Origin of the sequence: Roseibium porphyridii (genome assembly GCF_026191725.2) — a bacterium.
GTDB classification, from domain to species: Bacteria; Pseudomonadota; Alphaproteobacteria; order Rhizobiales; family Stappiaceae; genus Roseibium; species Roseibium porphyridii.
Map to the genome: position 1 here is coordinate 4410283 of NZ_CP120863.1, position 23928 is coordinate 4434210.

At 54.1% G+C, this 23928-nt stretch carries 20 protein-coding genes; 7 read left to right on the plus strand and 13 right to left on the minus strand.

Going from position 1 to position 23928, the window contains the following annotated elements:
• The first annotated feature begins 261 nt into the window (after positions 1–261).
• A complete protein-coding gene (locus K1718_RS20410; RefSeq protein WP_265681028.1) occupies positions 262–579 on the plus strand; it encodes a hypothetical protein in 318 nt (105 codons plus the stop codon).
• A gap of 59 nt (positions 580–638) precedes the next feature.
• Here K1718_RS20410 and K1718_RS20415 read toward each other — a convergent pair whose 3' ends face one another.
• From K1718_RS20415 to K1718_RS20425, 3 genes are all read right to left on the minus strand, one after another.
• Positions 639–1109, minus strand: a complete 471-nt coding sequence (locus K1718_RS20415) for a DM13 domain-containing protein (RefSeq protein ID WP_265681027.1) — start codon at positions 1107–1109, stop codon at positions 639–641.
• 194 nt (positions 1110–1303) lie between these two features.
• Positions 1304–1666, minus strand: coding sequence for a nuclear transport factor 2 family protein (locus K1718_RS20420; RefSeq protein ID WP_152502705.1), 363 nt, complete (start codon positions 1664–1666; stop codon positions 1304–1306).
• A gap of 150 nt (positions 1667–1816) precedes the next feature.
• Complete coding sequence (locus K1718_RS20425; RefSeq protein ID WP_152502706.1) at positions 1817–3292, minus strand: helicase HerA domain-containing protein; 1476 nt, start codon at positions 3290–3292, stop codon at positions 1817–1819.
• A gap of 1008 nt (positions 3293–4300) precedes the next feature.
• On the opposite strand from K1718_RS20425, the gene K1718_RS20430 reads away from it, so the two are divergent.
• Positions 4301–5455, plus strand: coding sequence for a type 1 glutamine amidotransferase family protein (locus K1718_RS20430; RefSeq protein ID WP_285806035.1), 1155 nt, complete (start codon positions 4301–4303; stop codon positions 5453–5455).
• Positions 5456–6109: 654 nt separating this feature from the next.
• Here the strand turns inward: K1718_RS20430 and K1718_RS20435 are convergent.
• The 3 genes from K1718_RS20435 to K1718_RS20445 form a co-directional block, all read right to left on the minus strand.
• Entirely contained in the window at positions 6110–6757 is a 648-nt protein-coding gene (locus K1718_RS20435; RefSeq protein ID WP_265681025.1) for a pseudaminic acid biosynthesis-associated methylase, read from the minus strand.
• Positions 6758–7267: 510 nt separating this feature from the next.
• Positions 7268–7798 carry a DUF2867 domain-containing protein gene (locus K1718_RS20440; RefSeq protein WP_265681024.1) on the minus strand — a complete coding sequence of 177 codons (531 nt, stop codon included), beginning with the start codon at positions 7796–7798 and terminating at the stop codon, positions 7268–7270.
• A gap of 129 nt (positions 7799–7927) precedes the next feature.
• Positions 7928–8512: a nitroreductase family protein gene (locus tag K1718_RS20445; protein ID WP_265681023.1), complete on the minus strand. Its 585-nt coding sequence runs from the start codon at positions 8510–8512 to the stop codon at positions 7928–7930.
• 210 nt (positions 8513–8722) lie between these two features.
• Between K1718_RS20445 and K1718_RS20450 the strand changes: the two genes are divergently transcribed.
• Complete coding sequence (locus K1718_RS20450; RefSeq protein ID WP_265681022.1) at positions 8723–10084, plus strand: MFS transporter; 1362 nt, start codon at positions 8723–8725, stop codon at positions 10082–10084.
• 36 nt (positions 10085–10120) lie between these two features.
• Here K1718_RS20450 and K1718_RS20455 read toward each other — a convergent pair whose 3' ends face one another.
• The gene (locus K1718_RS20455; RefSeq protein ID WP_265681021.1) at positions 10121–11632 is read right to left on the minus strand and encodes a malonate--CoA ligase; all 1512 of its coding nucleotides are present in this window, start codon (positions 11630–11632) and stop codon (positions 10121–10123) included.
• Between the two features lie 244 nt (positions 11633–11876).
• Here K1718_RS20455 and trhA point away from each other — a divergent pair, with 244 nt between their 5' ends.
• Positions 11877–12530 carry a PAQR family membrane homeostasis protein TrhA gene (gene trhA, locus K1718_RS20460; protein ID WP_265681020.1) on the plus strand — a complete coding sequence of 218 codons (654 nt, stop codon included), beginning with the start codon at positions 11877–11879 and terminating at the stop codon, positions 12528–12530.
• Positions 12531–12598: 68 nt separating this feature from the next.
• Here the strand turns inward: trhA and K1718_RS20465 are convergent, their stop codons facing one another.
• Entirely contained in the window at positions 12599–13333 is a 735-nt protein-coding gene (locus K1718_RS20465; protein WP_152502712.1) for a L,D-transpeptidase, read from the minus strand.
• A 168-nt stretch (positions 13334–13501) separates the two neighbouring features.
• On the opposite strand from K1718_RS20465, the gene K1718_RS20470 reads away from it, so the two are divergent.
• Both K1718_RS20470 and K1718_RS20475 read left to right on the plus strand, forming a co-directional pair.
• Positions 13502–14569, plus strand: a complete 1068-nt coding sequence (locus tag K1718_RS20470) for a dipeptidase (RefSeq protein WP_265681019.1) — start codon at positions 13502–13504, stop codon at positions 14567–14569.
• A 441-nt stretch (positions 14570–15010) separates the two neighbouring features.
• Positions 15011–15778, plus strand: a complete 768-nt coding sequence (locus K1718_RS20475; protein ID WP_265681018.1) for a GntR family transcriptional regulator — start codon at positions 15011–15013, stop codon at positions 15776–15778.
• Positions 15779–15799: 21 nt separating this feature from the next.
• On the opposite strand, the gene K1718_RS20480 is transcribed toward K1718_RS20475, so the two are convergent.
• From K1718_RS20480 to K1718_RS20500, 5 genes are all read right to left on the minus strand, one after another.
• Entirely contained in the window at positions 15800–17425 is a 1626-nt protein-coding gene (locus K1718_RS20480; protein ID WP_152502714.1) for an ABC transporter ATP-binding protein, read from the minus strand.
• A gap of 10 nt (positions 17426–17435) precedes the next feature.
• On the minus strand, positions 17436–18560 hold the full coding sequence (locus tag K1718_RS20485; RefSeq protein ID WP_152502715.1) for an ABC transporter permease subunit: 1125 nt from the start codon (positions 18558–18560) through the stop codon (positions 17436–17438).
• A gap of 14 nt (positions 18561–18574) precedes the next feature.
• A complete protein-coding gene (oppB, locus tag K1718_RS20490) occupies positions 18575–19498 on the minus strand; it encodes an oligopeptide ABC transporter permease OppB (protein ID WP_152502716.1) in 924 nt (307 codons plus the stop codon).
• A gap of 90 nt (positions 19499–19588) precedes the next feature.
• Positions 19589–21175: a peptide ABC transporter substrate-binding protein gene (locus tag K1718_RS20495; protein ID WP_152502717.1), complete on the minus strand. Its 1587-nt coding sequence runs from the start codon at positions 21173–21175 to the stop codon at positions 19589–19591.
• Positions 21176–21397: 222 nt separating this feature from the next.
• A complete protein-coding gene (locus K1718_RS20500) occupies positions 21398–21898 on the minus strand; it encodes a BA14K family protein (RefSeq protein WP_152502718.1) in 501 nt (166 codons plus the stop codon).
• A 207-nt stretch (positions 21899–22105) separates the two neighbouring features.
• Between K1718_RS20500 and K1718_RS20505 the strand changes: the two genes are divergently transcribed.
• A complete protein-coding gene (locus K1718_RS20505) occupies positions 22106–23917 on the plus strand; it encodes an ABC-F family ATP-binding cassette domain-containing protein (protein ID WP_265681017.1) in 1812 nt (603 codons plus the stop codon).
• Positions 23918–23928 lie beyond the last annotated feature (11 nt).

Consider the following 23928-nt stretch of genomic DNA (forward strand, 5'->3'; position numbering starts at 1 on the left):
CATGATGACCTCCCGGTTCAGATTTAATTTAGTTACAGATGTAACTTTTCACCTATGCGGCGTCAAGCTGGATCGGACACTTACGCGCGACGAAGCTCGATTTGCCAAACCAAGTGCCTGTTCTGCTTTCGCTTTTCGCGGTTTGCACAAGCTGCTCCACTGACGCGCAAGGCAATTGCCCAGACGGCAAAGATTCATTCTTGCCAGAAATTTGAAGAGCTGATACATATGAGAACATAACATGAACATTTGAGGTGACCGATGCGGTTGGCAGACCCGATCCGTGAGCAATCATCCGTACTTGTGGCTTCACACACACCACAGTTTGAAACTCAGTCTACAACTGATGTCACCGCACAGGATGTGCGAACCATGATGCTTTATTTGAGAAAAGCACGGGATCGGGCTATCGACATTCGCGATCGTGCACCGGCGGGAAGCTACCTTGAAGGCGTTCTGAAACGCACGATAGACGGCATCACCCTGGAATTGTCTCAACTGGATTATCTGCTTGCCTGCAAGCCGGCTGATGCATCTTCGAACCCAGCACCTAAACGGAGAATGCGCCCGGCTATCTGATGATTGTTCGCTCGCCGATCAGCCACATCGGCGCATCATTTCAATGCCTGTTCTGACCGTCAGCGGTACTTGGCCGCCGTGATGAATTCGCCAAAAGCTTCGCACCAGACAAGGACGGTGGTGTAGTCGTCGATATTCACGTCATCAGGCACATCGACAATAAACCCATCGAAGGTCTTGATATCGCCCAGCCTCCGGGCGCTTGTCTTGACGGTTTCAAACCCGGCTTCATCCTCAACAAATTCCTTGGTCAGATATAGCTTGTAATCAGGCCCCGGCGACAACTCCCCTTCGTGGACAATCTGCTTAGCCGATAAGCTGATAGTGCCTTCGCCCCAATGGAGAAGATCGCTACCTTTCAAGTCTCTGGTCAGTTCGGCTTCGTATTGCGCCTGTTCTGCTGCAGCTGAAAGAGAGGCGGCATCCGGTCCTTCCGGCGCTGTCAGAATGGGAAGAAAATAGACGCCGAGGGCGAACCCGACCGCAAGCACCGCGCCATGGGAACAAAGAAGCAGCAACCATCGAAGCATTTTTTAATCCTCGGTTCTCATTCAGCCTGCGTCAAAGTTATGTTGATCGAAGGCAGTTTCAACAATGGCCTCGATAACTTTCATTTGCCAAATAGGTCATCACGAAGTGAGTGAACGCAGGCACGTTTTGAACTTGTATGACTGTGGCAAAGAACCGAATGTCTTGTCTGGCCCCTAAGACCTATGAAGTCGTTTCAGCTTTTGAGCGGCCCGAAGAACCCAAGCACCGATTTTAACTTCCCGGTTTGTGCATCGAAGGAAACAACATCCAGTCCGTCTGGCAGTGAGGTTCCGTCTGCTTTGACCAATCGCCAGGCGAAACGCGCCATACCATGGTGTTCATCGACTGCGCTGCAGCGGACAATCTTGGCGCCGACATGCGCTGCAAGAACGCCGGAAATATGGTCGACAAGGCCCGGACGACCGACAATATCCGTTTGAGGATCCGTATATCGGATATTTGCCGTCACGGCCTTATCCAGTAGCTCTCCACGACGAATGGGATCCCGTTCCGACCAGGCCGCACAATAGGTGTCGATGGTTTCTTCCAGTGTCACAGATCCCTCCCTGGCCACAGGGCTCTTGTTTCTTCAAGCCAGCTGAAGCACCAGCTTCAAGGTGCATCTTTGCATGTCTTGAAAACCAGACACGCTCTTCAAATGACGCTCACGATCCCAACAGCAAAATCCACATCCAAGGGGCGCGGCTTATGCTGCTGCTTCGTCACCCGGTGCGGTTTGCCAGCCAAGGTCCGTCAATGTCACGATCCTGTTGCCGCGCAGATCCGTGGCGCAGACAAGAAATCCCCGTTCTTCCATATGGCTGAGAAGCCAGCGGGCGCGACCGGGCGAGCGCGTTCCATAGGCCGTCGCGATCTCCAGATTTCCCGGGCAAGGTGCCTTTGCAAGCGCGGCCTTGGCCAGAAGCAGATAGACGCCGCGCATATCCTCCGGCAGTTCGGCTGCAATCAACTCTGCCTGTGTCCAAGCGCCGTCATCCATCTCGCCTTTTTCAACACCAGCCCTGGCGACAGACAACTTTTCGCGAAAGGCCTGCAGGTCAGGTGCCCCACCTGGCAATTTGGTAATCCGGCACCGGACCTGGAAGTCCTGATAGAGCGATGCAATCGGCTGGAAGGCGGCGTCTTCGTCCTCAAGAATTCCGGCGATGATCTCGGAAATCTTTTCATCCCGCTCGCCAAAGTCCAATAGGCTTTCAGCCTGCGGTGTATCGGTCTCGCCTGCCTTTTCTGCACTCGAGAGGCGGTCCAGCACGTCACCCGTCGAAGCCACCGGTTCAATATAGCGCTGGCGCACCGGCTGAACTTCGTCTGCGCCGGGTGTAAAAATCAGGTCCTTTGCCTCTTCCTTTGGCTGCTCAGGAAGTGGCATCAGCTTGTGGCTACCGCCCCTTCCCGCAGTTTCGACAGGGCCAATCTTGACCGGGATCGGACGCCGTGACATTGCCGGACCAAGCGCGATGAAATGACCACGGTCCAGATTGCGGAAACTCTCCGCCTGTCGTCGTTCCATACCGAGCAGGTCGGCTGCTCGTGCCATGTCGATGTCCAGAAAAGTCCGTCCCATCAGAAAGTTGGAGGCTTCCGCCGCAACGTTCTTGGCAAGTTTTGCAAGACGCTGTGTTGCTATGACACCGGCAAGTCCGCGCTTCCGGCCACGACACATCAGGTTGGTCATGGCACCCAGCGACCGGCGCCTGGCTTCTTCCGTCACTTCTCCGGCTGCGGCCGGGGCAAACAGCTGCGCTTCGTCAACAACGACGACCATCGGGTACCAAAGATCCCGGTCCGCATCGAACAAGCCGTCCAGAAATGTGGCTGCGGCCTTCATCTGCCGGTCGGCATCCAGACCTTCCAGATTGAGGACAACAGACACGCGGTGCTGGCGCACACGTCCCGCAATCATCTGCAAGTCTTTTTCAGTGCCGACGGCATCGACCACCACATGGCCGTATTTTTCGGCAAGCGAGACAAAGTCGCCTTCGGGATCAATGATCGCCTGCTGAACCCAGGCTGCCGACTGCTCCAGCAACCGGCGCAACAAATGCGACTTTCCGGACCCGGAATTGCCCTGCACCAACAACCGGGTTGCCAAGAGCTCTTCAAGATCAAGCTCGGCGCGTGTCCCGCCCCTCATTTCCCCAATATCGATCTGTACTGTCATACGATCACTTGAGACACCGCTTCTGCAGCGCCTTTCATTCCCCAGACCTTGTTTCCTGCAATGCGGTAGTCAGCACGATTCCTCAACCGTTGCAAAGCCGTGGGCCCTCCATAGCCGGGTTTTCCCAGAATTCCACCGGAAGCGAATTTAAAGAGCGCTGGGCGAGCCAAAGATGTTTGAAGCCTAGGTTGGGATGAACCGAGGATATTATGGCGCCTGGTCCCGAAGTAGGAATGACGATAAAGACTCCATATTTATGTTTACAGAAAGCTTAAAGATTGGCGGCATGAAAAAACTCCAACTACGTAAAATAACTAGTTAGACCAATTGAAGGTAAAATTGGACATTCAATATAAACCTCATCGAGGGTCAGTATGCACATCCATGCGATCAAAACACTTACTACGCTTACAAAATTGAGTTTTGTGAGCGTTTTGAAATCGGGTATGTTCGCTCTATGGCTGTTAGACTGCTATCGTAGTGCGTCGACGAGATCAAAACTTAAATGACAAAGCGCCAGCCTGAGCTGGATGTTCTTGCGCCGATTAATGCCATGTGAGAGCGTGAATTGGCACGGGCTGTCAGCAGGTTTCGTGCGACTACACTGCGGCTCTAGGCAGGTGACTTCGAAAAGCTAAATATGACTACGGCGAAGTAAGCTTTGCCATTCCTGAATGAGTGCCCCCTGCTGCGGCAAGATAGTTAAACGTAAATCCTGACTCGGAGAACACTTCGTCAGGTCAGACGGTCGAAATGTATTAATTCGTAGAATTCGACTGGGAAACAGCCACAGGTCCGAATTACACCAAGCTGGCCCCGTGCCGAGGCTGATGATTAGAAGCTTGCAACCCAGAATAACAAGGAGTTCGGCTCCACGCATGCCGTTTACCCTAACGGTGCCGAAGCGATCAGCCACATCTATTTTAATAACGGCCAATATTATGTCGTTGGCATTCATATTCTCCCTTGTCCGCTACCGTCTTGATCATCATTTTCGTGCAGACAATATTGACAATTATTGGTGGCACAACGTTATTAATCGCAAATTCGTTGTCCAATCAAACGCTGGCGTACTCAATGCTTCAAAACAAAAATCGCTCGGAAAAAGATGCTGCCACTGAGTATCGCAAAACATGGGCTGCCAAGATTCGTCGCATACACCGTTTTTTCGGCCCGGATAGGGCCGACAGCCTGCATATTCTGAACTTGATTTCGGCTGACAGCAATCTGCGCTACGGCCTTCTAAACGACCCGACTGTCGGCGTCGAAGTCCGAAAAGCTTTTGATGCACTAGAATTGCCACAGCGGGGAATCGACACACGTCATCGGGTTGTCGCCTGTGGAGAAAGCTACATCCCAAGCCCACTGATGCATGTCGCAATCACCGCCAAACGCCTAGTCGAGGCCGGTGAAGTAAACACGATTGTCGAACTGGGGTCCGGCTCAAGCGACAACCTTTTCCGATGTTACCACTTGATCGATTGGCCATTTCGCCAAAGTGTAGAGTTTTTTGGGTGTGAGTTCACAGAGAAAGGGCGCGAAGCCGCTGAATTACTCGCAAGCCGGGAACCTGAAATGCAATTTACAGGTTACCCCTTCAACTATTACAAACCAGACCTTGATTTTCTTAAAGACCGGCCTCGGAAAATCATGTTTTTCAGTAATCATTCAATCGAACAAATCACGACATTGCCAGATGTTTTTTTCGAGACTTTGTTGCAGTTTCCAGGCTGTCACGTCGCCCACAACGAACCTGTTGGCTGGCAAGCTCACCCACTTGTTGCTAAGGCAAGGCGGACAGGCGATAAGGCCTTTTTTGAGAAAATCCGCAGTAATTTGACGCTTCTTCCAACTTGGAAAGAGCGGTATTCTTTCGATCCAGTTTTGCGCGCTTACGCCCGCACTCCCGTCTCCTTCAATTCCGGATTTTGGAGTTTTAGCAAGGGGTACAATACCAACCTCCTAGAGCAGCTCAACACTCTGAAAGCAGCGAAGCGAATTCAGATAAGCACGCTGGAAATCCATCACGCACCGGGGAATCTTTTTGTTCCCGCAGCTGTTAATCCTTTCAATGCTTCGACCTTCATCGAGTGGAATAACCTCAGCAGCGCGGTTACGCCGGTCGCGACAGAAGGTACCGGGACATCAACGCCCGCCCCATGACAGGGAGAAATTGCAAGGACACCGTCTTGGACACCCTGACTGGCAAGATGTCGGGTACCAGCCAACCCTTTCCTAACGTGAGCTAGACGAGCCGCGAGGTCACCACTACGAAAACCCATTCGAAGACATCGTTGTCGATGAATCTTGGGATGTTGACTTAAGATTGATCACGGAAGTCGGCTATGGCGCATTTGGAAGTTTGGCGTGATTGGAGACGGCTTCGCTGGCTCCCATTCATCGAGGCGCGAGTGACAGCGATTTGTCAGGACACTTTGTGGGCGTTCCTGTGGATATTTGTGCATTCAAAACCGAGAACTGACTGTGCTGGAAATACAGAAAAAATGCCCCTGACACGTCCGCAGAACGGCCAGAATTGTGTGACAGCGCTGGCCAATACAGATTGGCTGAGCAGTAAAGCTGTCTAATGCGGACAACACCAAGAAGCTGAAGCAGTTTCCGTTCAAGCAAACGGACTGCGCCAACTACACCCAGAAACCACTTAATCAGTAGTCGCGGTTATGCCTGTCATATCCGACGATGCCAAAGCGGTGGCGGCTTAGTTCAAAGTGCTGACCGAGTTGCCAGATCAAGTTTCAGCATCTACATTTTGAATGCAGGTCAGCAAGCCAATCTAGAAAGTATTCGCTACTCTCGTTACTTACCAAGAAGAAACCATCGCACATCTCGACAATCATCTCGCAATCCATCTCCAATGTCATTTCGGCTCCAATGCCCAATATCAATGATCTTCCAGCTCGGAAATCTATCAATGAAATCAATCGGAAAATTTCTTACAAGCCATAGGTCATCGCGTCCGTAGTATTGTACTTTTGTCGGATCTTGAGAAACATGATCGACGATCAGAACGAATTTTTTCGCATATTTATCCAGGTTTGCGAGCGCGGCATGATATTTTTCTTCTTTAGTGATATGAATTAAAACACCTTTTATCAGAACGAGGTCCCACCTTAGATCTGAATTAAAAGTGACAATATTTTCATTGAATATGTTTGCTTCTGGAAGTCGTTCCTTGGCAAGGTCAGCTGCTTTTTTGTTGATCTCTACGCCCGAGACTTGTAACGCTGGAAATGCCTGCACAATAGATCGCAAATTTGGCCCACAATTTGTACCAAACTCAATGAGTGAGGTGATACCCTCCGCTTTGCGAAAACTACGTTTCCATTGAGGGACTTGGTTTGCAATATTTGTCTCATCGATATCATTGCGCTGGGTGTATTGATCTCCTTTACGGCCCGTCCAGTGGTGCTCCTGAGCCCCATCGTTAATTTTGCCATTTTCCATCTTATTTCAACCCATAAACGTGATACTGGTACAAGAAATCGGATCCGCGTAACCCGTAACAGCGAACCGAATTTCGGGTTCCATATAGATGCTACAATTTGCCGACGTCAAATGACGAAATTAGAGAGATATTTTTTCCTCCAGACGTGTACCATTAGCCAAGTCCGATCTCGTTCGAAAACGCACAACTTTTTCAGGTCATTCACAACGACATGGCGTCCTGAAACTATGCACGTTTAAACTTTTCTTCACACGCACCGGCGGGGCATTGAGATGGTGAAGATCATCACGGACGACAGCGGCGATCCATGAGGTTCGGATTGGTTTTTGGTCGTCGACTATTGCGGCAGTCCGTAAACTTGTTGCAGCGGAGAGGTGTTTGGAGAGGGCGAAGATCACGCTATGAACGAAACCAAACGCCGGAAGCGCGGTGGCACGACGTGCGATATGTGCCTCCAGCGCATCGCGGAAATCAATGCCGTAAATCTGCAATCACGGAGGACCCAATCCCTAAGCAGCCAGGTCTTCCTCAATAGCTGTGTCGAGCACTGTCGCAGCGATTTTTTTGTGGAACGGCAGGATCAGCGCAAGGTAGGCGTAGCCGAACAGGTTGTGCCGTTTGCAGCAGGTCGTGGCATAAACGCGTGGCGCTTCTCCAACGCTGCGGAAGATGGACAGGCGAAAATCCTGGTGCCAGTCGTCTTCGCCCAGGAGGATCTCATTCTGCCCGACACTGTAGATCTTGAAAAACCCGACCCTGTCACCAGCCTCTCGCTCCGCCAAAGGTGTGTCTGACTGCTCTTTGAGAAGGTCATCGGTTGTTTTCAGCCCCAGCGGCTTAACAACTGCATCGCGGGCCGACAGAAGCTTGTTCATCCAGCCGATATCCGCATTGAGCATGTGATCCGCAAGCACTCTAATATCGACCGACCGCAGGTCAGGACGGCCTCTCAGTGAGACGGAAAAGGTGTCCATATAGTCGCCTTTCGAATGATAGGCGTTGAGGCGACTGTCACGAGGAAGAGTGTCGGCAATGCTCATCTTCAGCTCCGGATCCATTGATAGAACGTGAAGACATTACACCAGGATCTTGCGGGAAACGCTGAGCAGATTGCCGCAATCAGCGTTTCCGGTGCAATTGTTCCAACACCAGAGCCCGGACGTTCTCCGTCAGGTCCAACGACCAGGGAAGGCGATTTCCGTCAACGGTTTGCGGCCGCTTGGCGCTTCCCTGGACTGCAAGCTCTCCGGCAACTGATTGGCATCCCCGCGCCTGCCTACGGCAAAGGCGATCTCTGGTTTGAAACGAACAGGAACACCCAGTTTTTCGTGGATCTCATCCTTCAGAATACCGGCCATGCCATGGGTGTGATAGCCAAGGGCCGTTGCCTGCAAGGCAGCATGCGCCCAGGCAGAGCCAGCATCAAAAGAGTGTGCGCCATTGGCCCGGTTCGGCTTGCCATCCTTGCCGTCGACTTCCTGATCGGTGAAAAGAAAAACAAGTGCGGAGGCATGTTGCGCCCAGTCCCGGTTAAACGGGTTCAGCAACTCGACCAATGGCTGCCACGCGTCCTCACCCCGCAATGCATAAACGAAGCGCCACGGCTGAATGTTGAATGCAGAAGGCGCCCAGCGCGCGGCTTCCAAGATGGTCTTTAGATCCCGTTCGGGCATCGCCGCCCCATCGAATGCACGTGGAGACCAGCGCTCGACAAACAGATCCGTGACCGGATGATCAGGTGTTCTGACGTTCATATTCGTTACTCCAGCTCTTTACTGGGCTTCTGTCCGCCCTGTCCTGTTCGAGATAGTTTGCTTTTATCTTGATATCAAGATACTTTTATAAAAGATATTTTGGACACCCGATCATGCCTGAGGAAACACTCGGATCAAAAAAATCAGGTACAAACCGCCGAGGTGACTTAAGGTGGCGGGAGCAGCTTTTGCAAGTTGGGGGGACGGCACTTGGCAGGATTATCTGAAAAGGAGCGAAAGCGCGGTCTTGTACTCGCGGTCGGCGGTCTTGGCGGGCTAGTCATGCTGGATGAGACCATCTTGGGCGTGTCGCTTCCCGCAATCCGCGCCGAACTTGATCTTTCGCCGACGACCGCACACTGGATCATCAATTCCTACATGCTCACCTTCACGTGCTTTGCTGCCATTGGCGGCAAGGCGATCGACCTGTTCGGGTTGAGACCAGCCTTAATCGTGAGTTGCACCGTTTTTGCGATTGCGAGCCTTCTCGCCGGGTTTTCCGACAGTGCGGCCATGCTGATTTCAATGCGCGTGGTCCAGGGTTTTTGTGCCGCAATCATGTTCCCCATGTCGCTTGCTGCCACGACACTGTCTTTTGAGGAAAAGGAACGTGGAAGAGCCATTGGCATTCTGGCCGGCATGGCGACGATCTTTCTGGCGGCAGGCCCGATGCTCGGCGGCATTTTGACCGATTTCCTGTCCTGGCGTTGGGTCTTCTGGATCAACATCCCGATTGTCGTCGCAGGTGGTGGTCTGGCCTGCGTGCTCTGGCGCAATCCGGAGCATCCACGGCCACGCCCCGTCATTGACCGTATCGGTCTTGTCTTGCTTTTGATCGGCTTAACCGCCTTGATTTTCGGCCTTATGGAAGGCCCCGATTTCGGCTGGGCCACGCCGGTTATTCTCGCCAGCCTGGCGGGCGGCATCATTGGACTTGTTGCGTTTGTGCTGTTTGAAGCCAAGCAAAGCAAACCACTGGTCGATGTTTCGCTGTTTCGGCTGAAACCCTTTCACGCCAGCGCAGCGGTGATCTTGCTGACACAGATGAGCAAGATCATGGTTGCGATTTTCGTTCCGCACTTTCTCCAGCTGGAACTCCATTTTGCTGCCCTTTGGGCGGGCATAGGAACTGCGATAGCCGTGCTCCCCTTCCCGTTCCTGGCTGCACCTGCGGGCAAGTTCGTCGACAAACACGGGTCACGACGACCCGTGGTGATTTCTCTATTTCTGATTGGTATCGCCTGTATCCTGATTGGCGCACTGATGCATTTCAACAGCTACTGGGCCATTGCGCCGGCCCTTGTTTTGTGGGGCACCGCGCTGCCGATTGCCATGATCCCCGCAACACGTTTGAACGCCAATGCAGTGCCCCAAGACAAACAGGGCGAAGTCAGTGGCATCGTGATTACAGTCAGGCTGGTCGGGGGAACTCTCGGCGTCACTCTAGGCAGCGTCCTGTTGGCCATGAACGCTGGCTTTCCTGCCATTTTCTGGGTGACAGGCGCTCTGATCATTTTGTGTGCGCTCTACGGTTTGACCGCATTTAACGATGAAGCGCCGGAAGAACAGTAGTTTCCGGCGCAACCTATAAACCCGTGCCGGCGCTTCTCAGGCGAAGTCGTCTTGAAACTGGTCTCTCAGGACGTTTTTCTGGATTTTGCCCATCGTGTTCCGCGGCAGGGTTTCCAGAACGTGGACCCGCTTGGGTTGCTTGAACTTGGCCAATTTGCTGGAAAGCGCCGATTGAACGTCGCCGCCCTCCAGACTTGCTCCGGGTTTTGGAGCCAAAACCGCGACAACAGCTTCTCCAAAATCGGGGTGCGGTACGCCGATCACCGCGCTTTCCGCAACACCGGGCATTTCGTCCAGCGCAGCTTCAACCTCGGCCGGATAAACATTGAAGCCACCGGAAATGATTAGGTCCTTGGAACGTCCGACAATAGAGATGTAGCCCTCTTCGTCGACGCGGCCCATGTCACCGCTGATGAAGAAGCCATCGACACGAAACTCCTGAGCTGTCTTTTCCGGCATCTGCCAATAGCCCTGGAAAACATTCGGACCCTTGATCTCGATTATTCCAACGTCACCTTGCGCCACCTCCCGGCCGGTCTTTGGGTCGGCGATCCTGATACCGACACCAGGCAACGGAAAGCCAACGGTGCCCGGTCGCCGATCACCATCATAAGGATTGGAGGTGTTCATGTTGGTTTCCGTCATGCCATAGCGTTCCAGAATGGCGTGGCCGGTGCGGTCCGAGAACTCCTTGTGGACTTCCGCCGAAAGCGGCGCAGAACCGGATATGAAGAGCCGCATATGGGCAACAAGATCTCGCGTAAACGCATCGGACCCGAGCAATCGCGAATAGAAAGTCGGAACACCCATCATCGATGTTGACCGCGGCAACAGGGCGAGCATCCGCTCCAGGTCAAATTTGGGCAGGAACAGAAGCGAACCACCTGCAATCATCAAACAATTCGTTGCAACAAAAAGACCATGCGTGTGAAAGATCGGCAACGCGTGCAACAGAACATCATCTTCGGTGAACCGCCAAACCTTGACCAGCGTCTGGGAATTGGAGGCCAGGTTTCCATGGCTGAGCATGGCGCCTTTGGATCGGCCGGTCGTGCCGGAGGTGTAAAGGATTGCGGCCAGATCGTCTTCGTCCCTCGGGCGGGTTTCGTACTCTTCCGACATTTCATCGGCCAGCTGCGAGAGCGTGCCGGCACCGTCTGCATCAAGCGTCTGCAGCTTGGCACCGGCCTTTTGCGCCGTTCCGGCAAGCGCATCGGCCTTGGCAGGATCGCATACAAACACTGCCGGTTCGGCATCACCGACAAAATAGGCAATTTCAGCAGGTGTATAAGCTGTGTTGAGCGGCAGAAAGACACCGCCCGCTCTGATCGTGCCGAGATAGAGCATCAATGCGTCGGGCGCCTTTTCGGCCTGTACGGCAACCCTGTCGCCCGGTTTTACACCGAGTTTCTGCAAAGCCCCTGCATATTGCGCCGAGCGGGCAAGCATACCTCGATAGGTCAACCGGTTTCCGTCTCCGGTTTCCAGAAATACTTTTTCGGGATCCGGGATAAAGGCGGTCAGCGCGTCGAATAGGTGATTGCTCATCAAGAATTCCCAGGTTTGCCGTCAAGTGCCGAGGCCATAAGCCGCTCGGGTTGACAGTTAAAGCAAGTCTCCACAATTTCAGCAAGGTCACATTCCTTAGCTGAACTGCCAATGCTACTTACGAAGTCTCTGGCCGTTGTGACGGTCCTTTCCTTGACTTACCTCAATTTCGGCCAACACCTCTTTCAAGGTATGCTGGGTTGTGCCGTCACTTCGGCCAAGGAAAGCAGCGAGGATATCCTGGATGCCTGAAATCAGGGGACTGACACTGGCGGAACTGATTGCCGACGGCGCCGTTCATTTGGTCGGCATCTGTTTGGGCATAACGGCAACGGTCATTCTGGCCGTGACGATGTGGGACGTAGCGGATCGCGCACGCCAGGTGACGGTCATGATCTACGCCGCCTGTCTGATGACGATGCTGATCTGTTCTGCGCTCTACAACATGTTCGCCAAGGACCATAAATCGGGCATCTTGCGACGTCTCGATCACGCAGCAATCTTCCTCATGATTGCAGGCACATATACACCATTGGCCGCAATCATCATCGGAGGTTGGACGGGAGGTATCCTGTTGGCCATCGTTTGGACTGGCGCTGTGGCGGGAGCTATCGTCAAGCTGGCGCACCTGACAGGCCTGGACCGTCTGACGGTACCAATCTATCTCGGCCTGGGATGGGTTGTTGTTTTTGCGGTCCAGCCGTTGATCGAAAAAGCGTCCAGTTTCGGCTTTTTCATGATCCTGGCCGGCGGGCTGCTCTATACGATCGGAACAGTCTTTTATGCCTGGAAGAAGCTGCCGTTCCAGAATGCGATCTGGCACGCATTCGTGCTTGCGGCCGCGGTCTGTCATTTCACGGCCGTTTTTCACGATGTGGCCCTGGCCATGACACCATGATGGCTGTGAAACAAAGAAAAAGTGCAGCTCGCATTCAGCAAGCTGCACTTTAAAAGCATCGCATTTCGTCAAGCTTCGGCGTTCGGATCTTTCTGCAGAACAACAACCTTGGTCCTGAGCGGCACCCGATTGAACAGGTCAATGACGTCCTGCTGCCACATGCGGATGCAGCCCGAAGAAACGCTCTTACCGATGGAATTTGGCTGGTTTGTTCCGTGTATCCGGTACAGCGTGTCCGTTGCGCCTTGCCACAAATCCATGGCGCGGGCCCCGAGTGGATTTCGCAGTCCGGCAGGAAAACCTTTTTCCCAGTATCGCTCCAGCGACGGCTTGCGCGCGATCATTTCCCGTGGAGGGCGCCAGATAGGATGAGGGCGTTTTACTCGGATCAATGCCTCGCCTGACCACGCAAACCCGGCACGTCCCACGCCGATGCCATAACGCAGCGCCTTGTTGTTTCCGAGCGTCCAATAAAGAAAATTATTGTAGGGATCGACGACAATCGTTCCTGGCTTCTCACGGGTTTTGTACTCAACCACCTGACGCCAGTATTGCTTGTCGAATTTCTTGTAGTTGATCGCAGGCCAGGTGAAGTCCCCGTCGGGCAAAGCTGCATAGGCCGAAGCATAGTCGAATTCTTCACCTGGCAGTTCGGCCTGATCCGGCAGACCGACAATGGTTGCAGTCTGGCAACCGGCGAGTGCGGATCCGGCAAGTGCAAGACTGCCAGCAAGAAGAAAGCGGCGACTGAAAACGTTTTCTTGCGCCGGTACAGTATCATTCAGCGATTTGGTACGCTTCATGGGACCTCCTGAAAATCAGGCTTCTTATTGAGACAGCTTTTCAACAGTTGCAAGTCACATTCCGCCGATCTGCCTTACATTCTTCGCATGATTGCCTAGATTAACGGAGCCTGTTACCTGAGGGCCTCACTTCCCTGCCGTTTATTGCCATTCTTGAAGGACTCTCCCTTGCAAAACGAGACGACCAAGTCCCCCTTCCCCGTGTTCGACGGTCACAACGACACACTGCTCAAGTTGGAAATTGACAAGATAAAGGGCAAGGAACGGAGCTTTTTCGACCGCTCCAAGACAGGTCACATCGACATGGTCCGCGCCGAGGAAGCAGGCTTTGCAGGCGGCCTCTTTGCCATGTTTGTGCCTTCCAATCCCGACCAGGACTTTTCAAAACCGTTCGACCCCAAGGACCCGGCCAATTATCAGCCTGTCCCGCAAAAGGAAGCCCTGGAGTTCACCTATCGGCTGATCGAGCGTGCCGAGCAGATTGTTGAGGATTCGGATCAACGCGTCGCGATCTGCCGAACGCCGGATGAAATCCGCTCGGCAATCGACGCGCAGACCATGGCGATCAGCCTCCATATTGAGGGTGCGGAAGCGATCGATACGCAATTATATGCCCTGGAGGAACTCCACAAGCGCGGTCTCAGGTCACTTGGTCTCGTCTGGAGCCGCGAGAATGCGTTTGGCTATGGTGTTCCAATGGCCCACCCCGCGTCACCGGACATCGGTCCTGGATTGACCGGCCCAGGACGTGACCTGGTTCGCGCCTGCAATCAACTGGGCATCCTTCTCGATGTCTCACACCTGAATGAAAAGGGGTTTTGGGACCTCGCCCGCATCACGGATCGACCCATCGTTGCCAGTCATTCCAACGTTCACGAACTATGCGCGAGCAGCCGGAACCTGACTGACAAGCAGCTCGATGCGATCAAAGAAAGCGAAGGGCTCGTCGGCATCAATTTCCACATTGCCTTTTTACGTCCCGATGGCGCCTACGCTCGTGACATGTCACTTGATGTCATGGCCGACCATGCGGCTTATCTTGTTGATCGCGTTGGCGAAGATTGCGTGGCGCTCGGATCCGATTTCGACGGATGCATGCTTCCAAAAGACATCGGCGATGTCACCGGACTTTATCGTCTGATGGAAGCTTTTGATGCCCGTGGCTTCAATTCCCAGCTTCTGGAGAAAATTGCTTACAAAAACTGGCTTTCCGCTCTTGAGAAGGCGGCGGCATAAAGACAAGCCAATCGCGTTACCGACAGAGGGCATCTTGACTTCCGAGCCGGGATGGAAAGGTGCCGTATACTGCCTTGCGTACAGGTACACTTTTCGGACCTGCTCTCATTTTTGTTACTGATGCTGTCGAAATCGCGATTGCAATTGGTTACCCTAAACGGAAGAATGACGACACTGTAATTTCTAGCAGCCATTGACTCATCAATCAGGTATCGCATTGTAACTGCGCATTTTTGCTCTTGCTGTTATTTTGCAAGAAGAGACGCAGACAGGTGCTTTCATCGGGAAATTGGCTGTCCGTGACTGACATGCCCCATCGACCGGCTTTCCAAACTTGGAACACCGGGTAGAGACTCGAACAAACAGTGGCCTGAGATTATTCTCCGGCGACAGTTCTTGTGGTGCTGCCAGTCTTATTCGCTGCCAGGGGGAGGCAACGGCTTGGACGAGATTGTAATTGCGGAAAACGTGCCGCAAGCCAGGGCAAAGGCCAACAAGAAACGGGCGCGCAAGTCAGATGCCGTCTATCAGGACCTTAAACGCAAGATCCTGACTGGAACCTTGACAGCCGATAGCCCGATCACCGAACAGTCTCTCGCAAAGGACTATGCTTGTTCGCAAAGCACGATACGCGAAGCCTTGATGCTGCTTCAGGAATACGGACTTGTTGTCAGGCGCGGCTACCAGGGCACGTTTGTCACCGACCCGACACCGCTGGAAGCAAAACTGATGCTGAAGCTGCGCTTCGACATTGAATCCACCGGCATTCTGGAAGCAGCCAAACTGGTCACGCCAAGGCAGATCGAGGAACTCAGGGAACTTGACCAGGACTTTGAGGAATACCGCGCCGTGCGAGATGTCTTTGGATGCGCGGAAGTCGACAGATATTTGCACTTAAAGCTCTTCCGGATAGCACAGATGCCTGTTCTGGAACCTGTCCTGGTCCGGACTACGATGATGCTGCAGCGTGTGATGCTGCCGACACCCAGATCGGAGAAGGCATGGTCGCGGCCAAATGTGACCCCTCACAAGGATATTTTCGACGCGCTGCAGAAGCGAAATGTCCAAGGTGCGCTCAATTCACTGCAGGCGCACATTCTCTCAAGCGCCGTTCTGCTCGCGCCGCACTTCTATGGTTCAGATCTCGGCAGATTGAAGAATGAATACGACCATGAGCCCGTTCAGGCGCTCGGGCTGACCGGGTTTTAAGCTCAAGCCTGCGCCGTAACGTCAGGCGCTTTCCATCATCTGCTGTTGTGTCAGCATGGCCGCACCGATCAGTTCTTTGGTGTATTCGCACTTCGGGGCTTCGAATATGTCGTCGACCGTACCGGCCTCGACCACCTTACCGCGCTGCATGACCATCACCGTATCCGAGAGTGCACGCACGACTGCAAGATCGTGGCTGATGAAAAGGTAGGTCAGATCATAGGTGTTCTGCAGATCTCTCAGCAGTTCAACCACCTGTTTCTGGATCGTCCGGTCAAGCGCGGATGTCGGCTCATCAAGGACAACCAGTTCCGGTTTCAGAACCATTGTGCGTGCAATCGCAATACGCTGGCGCTGGCCACCTGAAAATTCATGGGGGTAGCGGTTGCGCATTGCGGGATCGAGCGAGACCTCCTCAAGCGCCTTGCAGGCACGCAGGTCCCTGTCTTTTCCACTCAAGGACGGTTCGTGTACCAGAAGCCCTTCGGATATGATCTGTCCGACCGTCATGCGTGGACTGAGAGAGCCGAACGGGTCCTGGAAAATGAGCTGCATGTCCTTGCGCAGCTCCCGCATGGCCGCCCGGTCTCTGCCGGTAATCTGCTGTCCCTGGAACACAACCCGTCCACCGGCAGGGAGAAGGTTCAGAATGGCCCGGCCCAGTGTTGATTTGCCGGAACCGCTTTCACCAACGATCCCGAGGGTCTGGCCCTTGCGCAACGAAAAGCTGATGTCGTCAACCGCCCGCAGGACATGCCTTGGCTTCAGGAAACCTGAATCCAGCTCAAACTCCACCTCAACTTTCTGGGCTTCCAGAAGAACAGGAGCAGTCTCCGGAACTTGCGGTTTGTGGCCGGTGGGCTCTGCGTCCAGAAGCATTTTCGTATAAGGGTGCTCCGGTTGCGTGAAGATGCTGTTGGTCTCTCCGCTTTCAACCACTTCACCCGTTTTCATCACATAGACCCGGTCGGCGATGCGCCGAACAATACCGAGATCATGGGTGATGAAAATCACAGCCATTCCAAGCCGCTTTTGAAGATCTGCCAGAAGGTCCAGGATCTGGGCCTGCGTTGTCACGTCAAGCGCCGTGGTGGGTTCATCAGCGATCAGGACATCGGGATCATTCGCAAGCGCCATGGCGATCATGACACGTTGGCGCTGACCGCCGGACATCTCATATGGATAGGCTTTGATTTTGCGCTCAGGCTCGGGAATGTTGACGAGCTTCAGAAGGTCGAGCGCCTTTGCCTTCGCTGCTTTCCAGGACAGACCGCCATGGACCACCATGGGTTCCGCCAGCTGGCGGCCAATGGTGTAGAGTGGGTCCAAGGACGTCATGGGTTCCTGGAAGATCATTGTGATCTTGGCACCGCGAATGCCGTTCAGCTGCCGAACCGGCAACCCCAAAATGTTGCGATCTTCATAGATCACTTCGCCCTGGGTTCTGCCGTTTGAAGCAAGAAGGCCCATTGCGGCCATCAATGTCTGGCTCTTGCCGGACCCACTTTCACCAACAATGGCAACCGTTTCGCCAGCATCGACATGAATGTTGACGCCTCGAACCGCGTTGACCGTGCCCGTTGCCGTCTCAAAGTCGACGACGAGATCCTTGATGGAGAGCACTGTCTTGTTTTTCGTATCTGTCATCGCTCTCTCCTCACCGATCCTTCGGGTCCAGCGCATCGCGCAGACCGTCGCCGATAAAGTTCAGCGCGAATAGCGTCGATGTCAGGAAAATGGATGGGAAGATGAGCATCCAGGCAGCTCCTTGCAGATTGCGTGCGCCTTCTGAAATCAGAACGCCCCAGCTTGTCATCGGCTCCTGAATGCCGAGCCCCAGGAAGGACAGAAAGCTTTCCAGCAGAATGACCTTGGGCACCAGCAGTGTCATGTAGACAACGACCGGACCCAACGTGTTTGGAATGATGTGGCGTCGCACGATGCCGCCATCGGCAACACCCATGGCCTCTGCGGCCTGCACATATTCCTGACGTTTGATCGTGAGCGTTTGACCGCGCACGATACGTGCCATGTCGAGCCATTCGACAGCGCCCACGGCGATGAACATCAAGATGAAGTTGCGACCGAAAAACACCACCAGCATGATCACGAAGAAAATGAAGGGGAGCGAATAGAGTATGTCTACGACCCGCATCATCATCTGATCAATGCGTCCGCCAAGATATCCGGAGGTGGCCCCATAGAGGACACCAATGCTGATGGCAACGATTGTCGCCAGGAGCCCGATGGTCAGTGACACCCGGCCGGCAATAAACGTTCGTGTCATCATATCCCGGCCGTTCGCATCAGTGCCGAAATAGAAATGGATGTAGTTGATGTCAGCGCGAAGTGTTGCCTGTTTCTTGTCGGCCGAAAACTCGCCAATCTCGGCATTCTTGAACAGGTCGCTTCGATCAATATATCGCGTGGTTCGCGGGTCGATTTCACGGCGGGAGCTGATGCGGGCAATCACCTGGTCGCCGACCTGCTCATAGCTGTCCAAGGTCACGCGAGCACGCTTGACTGCTCTTTCAAAGCCCGGTTCGACCTGTTCCTGGCGCGGGTAGGCTTCAAGGCTGGCAGGTACTTTGACGTAGTCGCGGTAGACGGTGTCAAATTTATGGGGCGACAAGATAGGCCCAAGAACCGAGAGCAGTGCGATGATCACCAGAACAATCATTGAGGCGACAGCAGCGCGGTTGGCCAGAAGCCGGTCGCGGGCATCGTCCCAAAGGGATCTGCCTTTCGCGGGAGCTTCGTTGTTTGACATGGCAATGGTCATTATAACGCCCCTCCTCAATCGTACCGCACGCGTGGATCGAGCAATGCGTAAAGCAGATCCACAACGAGATTGAACAAGATGACGAAACAAGCCACGACCACAACGGTTCCCATCACAAGCGTGTAGTCACGATTGAGCGCTCCCTGGACGAAGTAGCGACCGATACCGGGAATGCCGAAGATTGTTTCAATCACCACGGAGCCGGTCAACAGGGCGGCTGCGGCGGGTCCCAGATAGGAAACAACAGGCAGGATCGCACCCCTGAGTGCATGCACCACGATGACCATGTAGCCGGTCAGGCCATAAGCCCGTGCGGTGCGGACATGATTTGATCGCAGCGCCTCGATCATCGAACCGCGGGTCAGGCGCGCAACAACAGCAACTTGAGGCAGGGCCAACGTAACCACGGGCAGGATGACGTTGACGAAGGCGCCGCCGTTCCATCCGCCCACCGGGAGCCAGCCGAGCCAGACCCCAAGTATCAGCGTGAGAATGGGTGCAACGACGAAATTCGGGATCGTCACACCGAGCGTTGCCGCCGCCATGATCGAATAATCAGCAGGCTTGTTCTGGCGGAGGGCCGCAGCCACACCGAGCGTTCCTCCGACCACCAGAGCCAGACAGAGCGCTGTCAGGCCGAGTTGGATCGAAATAGGAAGGCTTTGTGCAAAAAGCTCATTGATCGTGAAATCTCTGAAATAGAAGCTCGGCCCGAAATCCAGTTGCGCGATGCTTTTCAGATAAAGCAGGTACTGGTTCCAGAGCGGCTCGTCCAGGTGATAGATCTTGTTGAGGTTTTCCATCACCTTGGCCTCTAACGGGCGCTCGAGATCGAATGGGCCACCAGGCGCGATCCGGATCAGGAAAAAGGAAATGGTCACGATCAGAAAGAGAGTCGGGATTGCTCCAAGCAATCGACCGAGCACATAGCGGTGCATAGGTTTGCCCCTGTTGGTTTGCCGGCGGTCTTTGATTGCCGCCTTGCAAAAGACCGGCAGGGAGTTCCCTGCCGGTCCTGGCGTTATCGATTATTCGGAGATGCTTATGAAGCGGGTCGGATGAACATTGAGGAGATTGTCCTCAAATCCGGAAACCTTGTCGGAAACCAGGTTCATGGAGCCGTAGTACATCAGCGGGATGAACGGCAGATCGCGCATGAACATTTCTTCTGCCTGCTTCAGGATGCCGGCGCGCTTCTCCAAATCAATGGTCTCCGCGGCCTGATCCATTAGCGCGTCATACTCCGGGTTCTCGTAACGAGCGTAGTTGAAGCCGGTGTTGTCGCTCTCGACCATGAACAGGAAGTTCTGCGGGTCGGAATAGTCACCAATCCAGCCGGCACGGGCAACGTCAAAGTCCTGACGGTCACGCAACATGGCGTAGTGGGTCTTGGTGTCTGTGTTGATCATCGAAATCTCAACACCCAGCGGCGCCCACATATCGGCAATCGCAACAGCCGTGTTCTTGTGGTTTTCTGAGGTGTTGTAGTTGATGGTCAGCTTGAGCGGGTTGGATTCACTGAACCCGGCCTTTTCCAGCATTTCGATCGCTTTTTCTTCACGATCGATCTGAGACATGTCCTTGTAGTCTGCAAAGGCCGGCTCGCCGTAGTTGCCGATGCCAGGCGGCACGAAGGAGTAGCCCGCGACCATTGTGGAGCCCCAGATCTCGTCGGCAAGAAACTCCCGGTCAATCGCCATGGACAGTGCCTGGCGAACCTCAGGATTGCTCAATGCCTCATCTTCGTGGTTCAGAGCGTAGTAGTAGGTTCCCAGATAGGGCGCAACGCGGAACTGATCGCCCAGATTGTCCTTCATGAAGGCAACCTGTTCGGTCGGAGCATCGTTGTTGGTGTGCAGTTCACCAGCCTGGAAGCGGCGGAGCGCAGCGCCACGGTCTTCGGTCGGATAGAAGAAGACGGTGTCGACTTTGACGTTGTCCGCGTCGTGAAAATTCGGGTTCTTCGTCGCCTTGACATGCGCGTTCGGAATGAACTCAGCCAGCGTGAAGGCACCGTTGGTAACGATGTTTTCCGGCTTCACGAAATCAGAGCCGTGCGCTTCGACGGAGGCCGGGTGAACCGGCAAGCCAGTCTGGTGCGTCAGCTGATCGATGAAGTAAGGTGTCGGAGCCTCAAGCGTAATCTCCAGAGTGTGATCGTCAATCGCCTTGACGCCGATTTCTTCCGGCTTCAGATCGCCTTTGTTGACCTTCTCTGCATTCTTGATCGGGTAAAGAATGTTTGCGTATTTGGCGCCGGTTTCGGGCGTCATGATACGCTGCAACGAATAGACGAAATCACCTGCTACGACAGGGTCGCCATTGGACCACTTGGCATCGTCACGCAGTTTGAAGGTGTAGACTGTCCCGTCATCTGAAATCGTCCAATCAGTCGCAACGCCAGGGATCACCTGACCGTCGGCACTGTAGGAAACGAGGCCTTCATAAAGGTCACGCAGGATATGCGCTTCGTATGTTGTGGAGGTCTTGTGCTGGTCCAGTGTTTCCGGGTCAGCAGTGTTGCCGCGGTGGTAAACCACTTCAGCAAAGGCGGTAAGAGATGTAGCGGCCATCAGAGCCGCCGCAAGCGCGGTCACGCGCATAGACTTGATCATATCGCTCTCCCCTCTTCGGTTATGTTTGATGTTACAGGAACGATACCGGACAAGATTCCACGACCTTTGCGCGCAATCAAGCATCCCCCAACGGCACATTTCGACGAAGGTCGAAAATAGGCTATGTTTTTGCAGAAAACGCACGTCAACCGGAATAAAATTCCGCTCTTTTCCGATATTGCCAATGGATCACCCGCAGAGATGGGCAACATTATGCCGAAGTCATCGGCAAAATCGATATTTTCCGCTATAGGCCAGGTAAGTACCCGTATTGGGATTGAAAGACTTGAATTTCCGCGAACAATAGGCCACCCACTGCGGCGTGAACGGAGCCAATCCTGTCTTGGTGTAAGGCACACGCTGCGGTTGTCTGTAGGCGCGTCTTGGCGGGTTCACATAAACCCTTGAACGGTACGGATAAGCCCGCCTGTCATAGGGATGGTAGTAGTAAGGAGCGCCATAGGGTCTGAATGGAGGTCCTGAAAAACCGTAGGGACCAAACCCGTAATAGAAGCCGCTTCGATAGCCACGGTACCCTCGCGACCCAATCGCGATACCGACGCCGCCGCCGCCAAAATAGAATGCGTCGGCGCGGGCCTCACCTACTCCTGTAAATACGGAAGCTGTTCCGGCAGCTACGGTCAGAACGGTCGCTGCAAGGCAGGATTTGAAGGTCGTTTTCAGGCGCGCGGCCCAGTTCGGGCCAACTAGCCGATAAGACATGATGCTCTCTCCTGTCAGCCGTTTCGGCCGAACGTTGGTGGTCGCCCCTGTCCACGTCGTAAGGATCATAACCGAATTCTAGGCGAAAATCTCGGGGCTTGCCGATCAAAAATGAGCGACGGGTTGTTCCATGTGCTTGCAGTGCACTTGCACGACCAGTAAACCGGGCGCCGTTCTTGCCCCTTGACCTCTGACCGACAGGCACACATGGCCCCACCGCTTCTTACGCTCCGCGACGTCCACCTGACCTTTGGCGGAACACCGCTGTTGACCGGTACTGATCTTTCGGTATCCGAAGGTGAGCGCCTCTGTCTCGTTGGCCGCAACGGCTCAGGCAAATCAACGCTTTTGAAAATTGCTGCGGGCCAGGTCGAGATGGACAAGGGCGAGCGTTTCTTTCAACCCGGCCGGACCATTCGTTATCTACCGCAAGACCCTGACCTTTCCTCGTATGCATCTGTACTGGACTATGTGAACGAAGGCCTCACGGAGGGCGACGACCCTTATCGTGGAGCGTATCTACTGGGAGTGCTTGGTCTGAGTGGACAAGAAACCCCACAGTCGCTTTCTGGTGGGGAAGCGCGGCGCGCAGCGCTTGCGCGCACGCTCGCGCCGGAGCCGGACATCCTTCTCCTCGACGAGCCGACCAACCACCTGGACCTTCCTGCGATTGAATGGCTCGAAGAAGAGCTCAAAAGCCTGAAATCTGCACTGGTCCTGATTTCTCACGACCGCCGTTTTCTGGAAAACCTTTCCCGTGCAACGGTCTGGATCGACCGCGGCATTGCCCGGCGCATGGAAAAAGGTTTCTCCCATTTTGAAGCCTGGCGTGACGAAGTGTTTGAGCAAGAAGAAATCGACCAGCAGAAACTGGCGCAAAAGATCAAACGCGAAGAACACTGGATGACTTACGGGGTCACAGCGCGCCGTAAGCGCAACATGCGCCGGGTGCGCGAACTTGCCGACTTGAGAAAACAGAAGCGCGAACATCGCGGTCCGCAGGGTACCGCCAAACTCAGCGCGACGGAGGCAGAGGTCTCCGGCAAGCTCGTGGTGGAAGCAAAAGGCATCTCGAAAGCCTATGGCGATCGGCGGATCGTTCAGGACTTTTCTACCCGCATCCAGCGTGGTGACAGGATCGGTTTCGTCGGCCCCAATGGCGCCGGCAAAACGACACTCCTGAAAATGCTCACCGGGGAGCTGGCGCCTGACAGTGGTACGACCCGTCTCGGCACAAACCTTGAAATGGTGACCCTCGATCAGAAACGGGAAAAGCTCGATCTCGGTGACACACTGGCTTCTGTGCTGACCGGTGGCCGAGGGGACATGGTTGTCATTGGCGACGAAACCAAACACGTCATGTCCTATATGAAGGACTTTCTGTTTTCACCCGAACAGGCCCGGACACCGGTCGGTGTTCTTTCCGGAGGTGAACGGGCCCGCGCCATGCTCGCGCGTGCGCTTGCCAACAAGTCCAACATGATGGTGCTCGACGAACCGACAAACGATCTTGATCTGGAAACGCTGGACCTGCTGCAGGAATTGCTCGCGGACTATCCCGGGACAGCTCTGATCGTTTCGCACGATCGCGATTTCCTCGACCGGATTGCCACTTCGGTCATCGTCTCGGAGGATGACGGCGTCTGGCGTGAATATGCCGGTGGCTACACCGACATGCTGGCGCAACGCGGTGAAGGCGTGAAAGCGCGAAAAGGCGAGAAACCTGCACCGGCAAAGAAAGAAAAGTCATCTTCATCAAACGGTTCGGTTCAAAAGCCGCAATCAAAGTCGAAGCTCAGTTTCACTCAGCAGCATCTTTTAAAAACGCTGCCGGACACAATCGAGCAACTTGAAGCAAAACTTGAAAAGCTTCAGGTGGAAATGAATGACCCGCAGCTTTACGTTAAGAACCCTGACAAATTTGCCAAGTTATCGCAACAAATCACTGATCTGACAGCAGAAAAGGACGCTGCCGAGGAACAGTGGCTGGAGTTGGAATTGTTGAGCGAGGAAAGCTGACAGCGCCTTTC

What these genes read in the sequence shown, in the direction of transcription:
- K1718_RS20445 (WP_265681023.1), bottom strand. Translation starts at nt 8,512, where the DNA reads ATGAACGTCAGAACACCTGATCATCCGGTCACGGATCTGTTTGTCGAG.
- K1718_RS20495 (WP_152502717.1), bottom strand. Translation starts at nt 21,175, where the DNA reads ATGATCAAGTCTATGCGCGTGACCGCGCTTGCGGCGGCTCTGATGGCC.
- oppB (WP_152502716.1), bottom strand. Translation starts at nt 19,498, where the DNA reads ATGCACCGCTATGTGCTCGGTCGATTGCTTGGAGCAATCCCGACTCTC.
- K1718_RS20485 (WP_152502715.1), bottom strand. Translation starts at nt 18,560, where the DNA reads ATGACCATTGCCATGTCAAACAACGAAGCTCCCGCGAAAGGCAGATCC.
- K1718_RS20455 (WP_265681021.1), bottom strand. Translation starts at nt 11,632, where the DNA reads ATGAGCAATCACCTATTCGACGCGCTGACCGCCTTTATCCCGGATCCC.
- K1718_RS20425 (WP_152502706.1), bottom strand. Translation starts at nt 3,292, where the DNA reads ATGACAGTACAGATCGATATTGGGGAAATGAGGGGCGGGACACGCGCC.
- K1718_RS20480 (WP_152502714.1), bottom strand. Translation starts at nt 17,425, where the DNA reads ATGACAGATACGAAAAACAAGACAGTGCTCTCCATCAAGGATCTCGTC.
- K1718_RS20415 (WP_265681027.1), bottom strand. Translation starts at nt 1,109, where the DNA reads ATGCTTCGATGGTTGCTGCTTCTTTGTTCCCATGGCGCGGTGCTTGCG.
- K1718_RS20410 (WP_265681028.1), top strand. Translation starts at nt 262, where the DNA reads ATGCGGTTGGCAGACCCGATCCGTGAGCAATCATCCGTACTTGTGGCT.
- K1718_RS20440 (WP_265681024.1), bottom strand. Translation starts at nt 7,798, where the DNA reads ATGAGCATTGCCGACACTCTTCCTCGTGACAGTCGCCTCAACGCCTAT.
- K1718_RS20435 (WP_265681025.1), bottom strand. Translation starts at nt 6,757, where the DNA reads ATGGAAAATGGCAAAATTAACGATGGGGCTCAGGAGCACCACTGGACG.
- K1718_RS20500 (WP_152502718.1), bottom strand. Translation starts at nt 21,898, where the DNA reads ATGTCTTATCGGCTAGTTGGCCCGAACTGGGCCGCGCGCCTGAAAACG.
- K1718_RS20505 (WP_265681017.1), top strand. Translation starts at nt 22,106, where the DNA reads ATGGCCCCACCGCTTCTTACGCTCCGCGACGTCCACCTGACCTTTGGC.
- trhA (WP_265681020.1), top strand. Translation starts at nt 11,877, where the DNA reads ATGCCTGAAATCAGGGGACTGACACTGGCGGAACTGATTGCCGACGGC.
- K1718_RS20465 (WP_152502712.1), bottom strand. Translation starts at nt 13,333, where the DNA reads ATGAAGCGTACCAAATCGCTGAATGATACTGTACCGGCGCAAGAAAAC.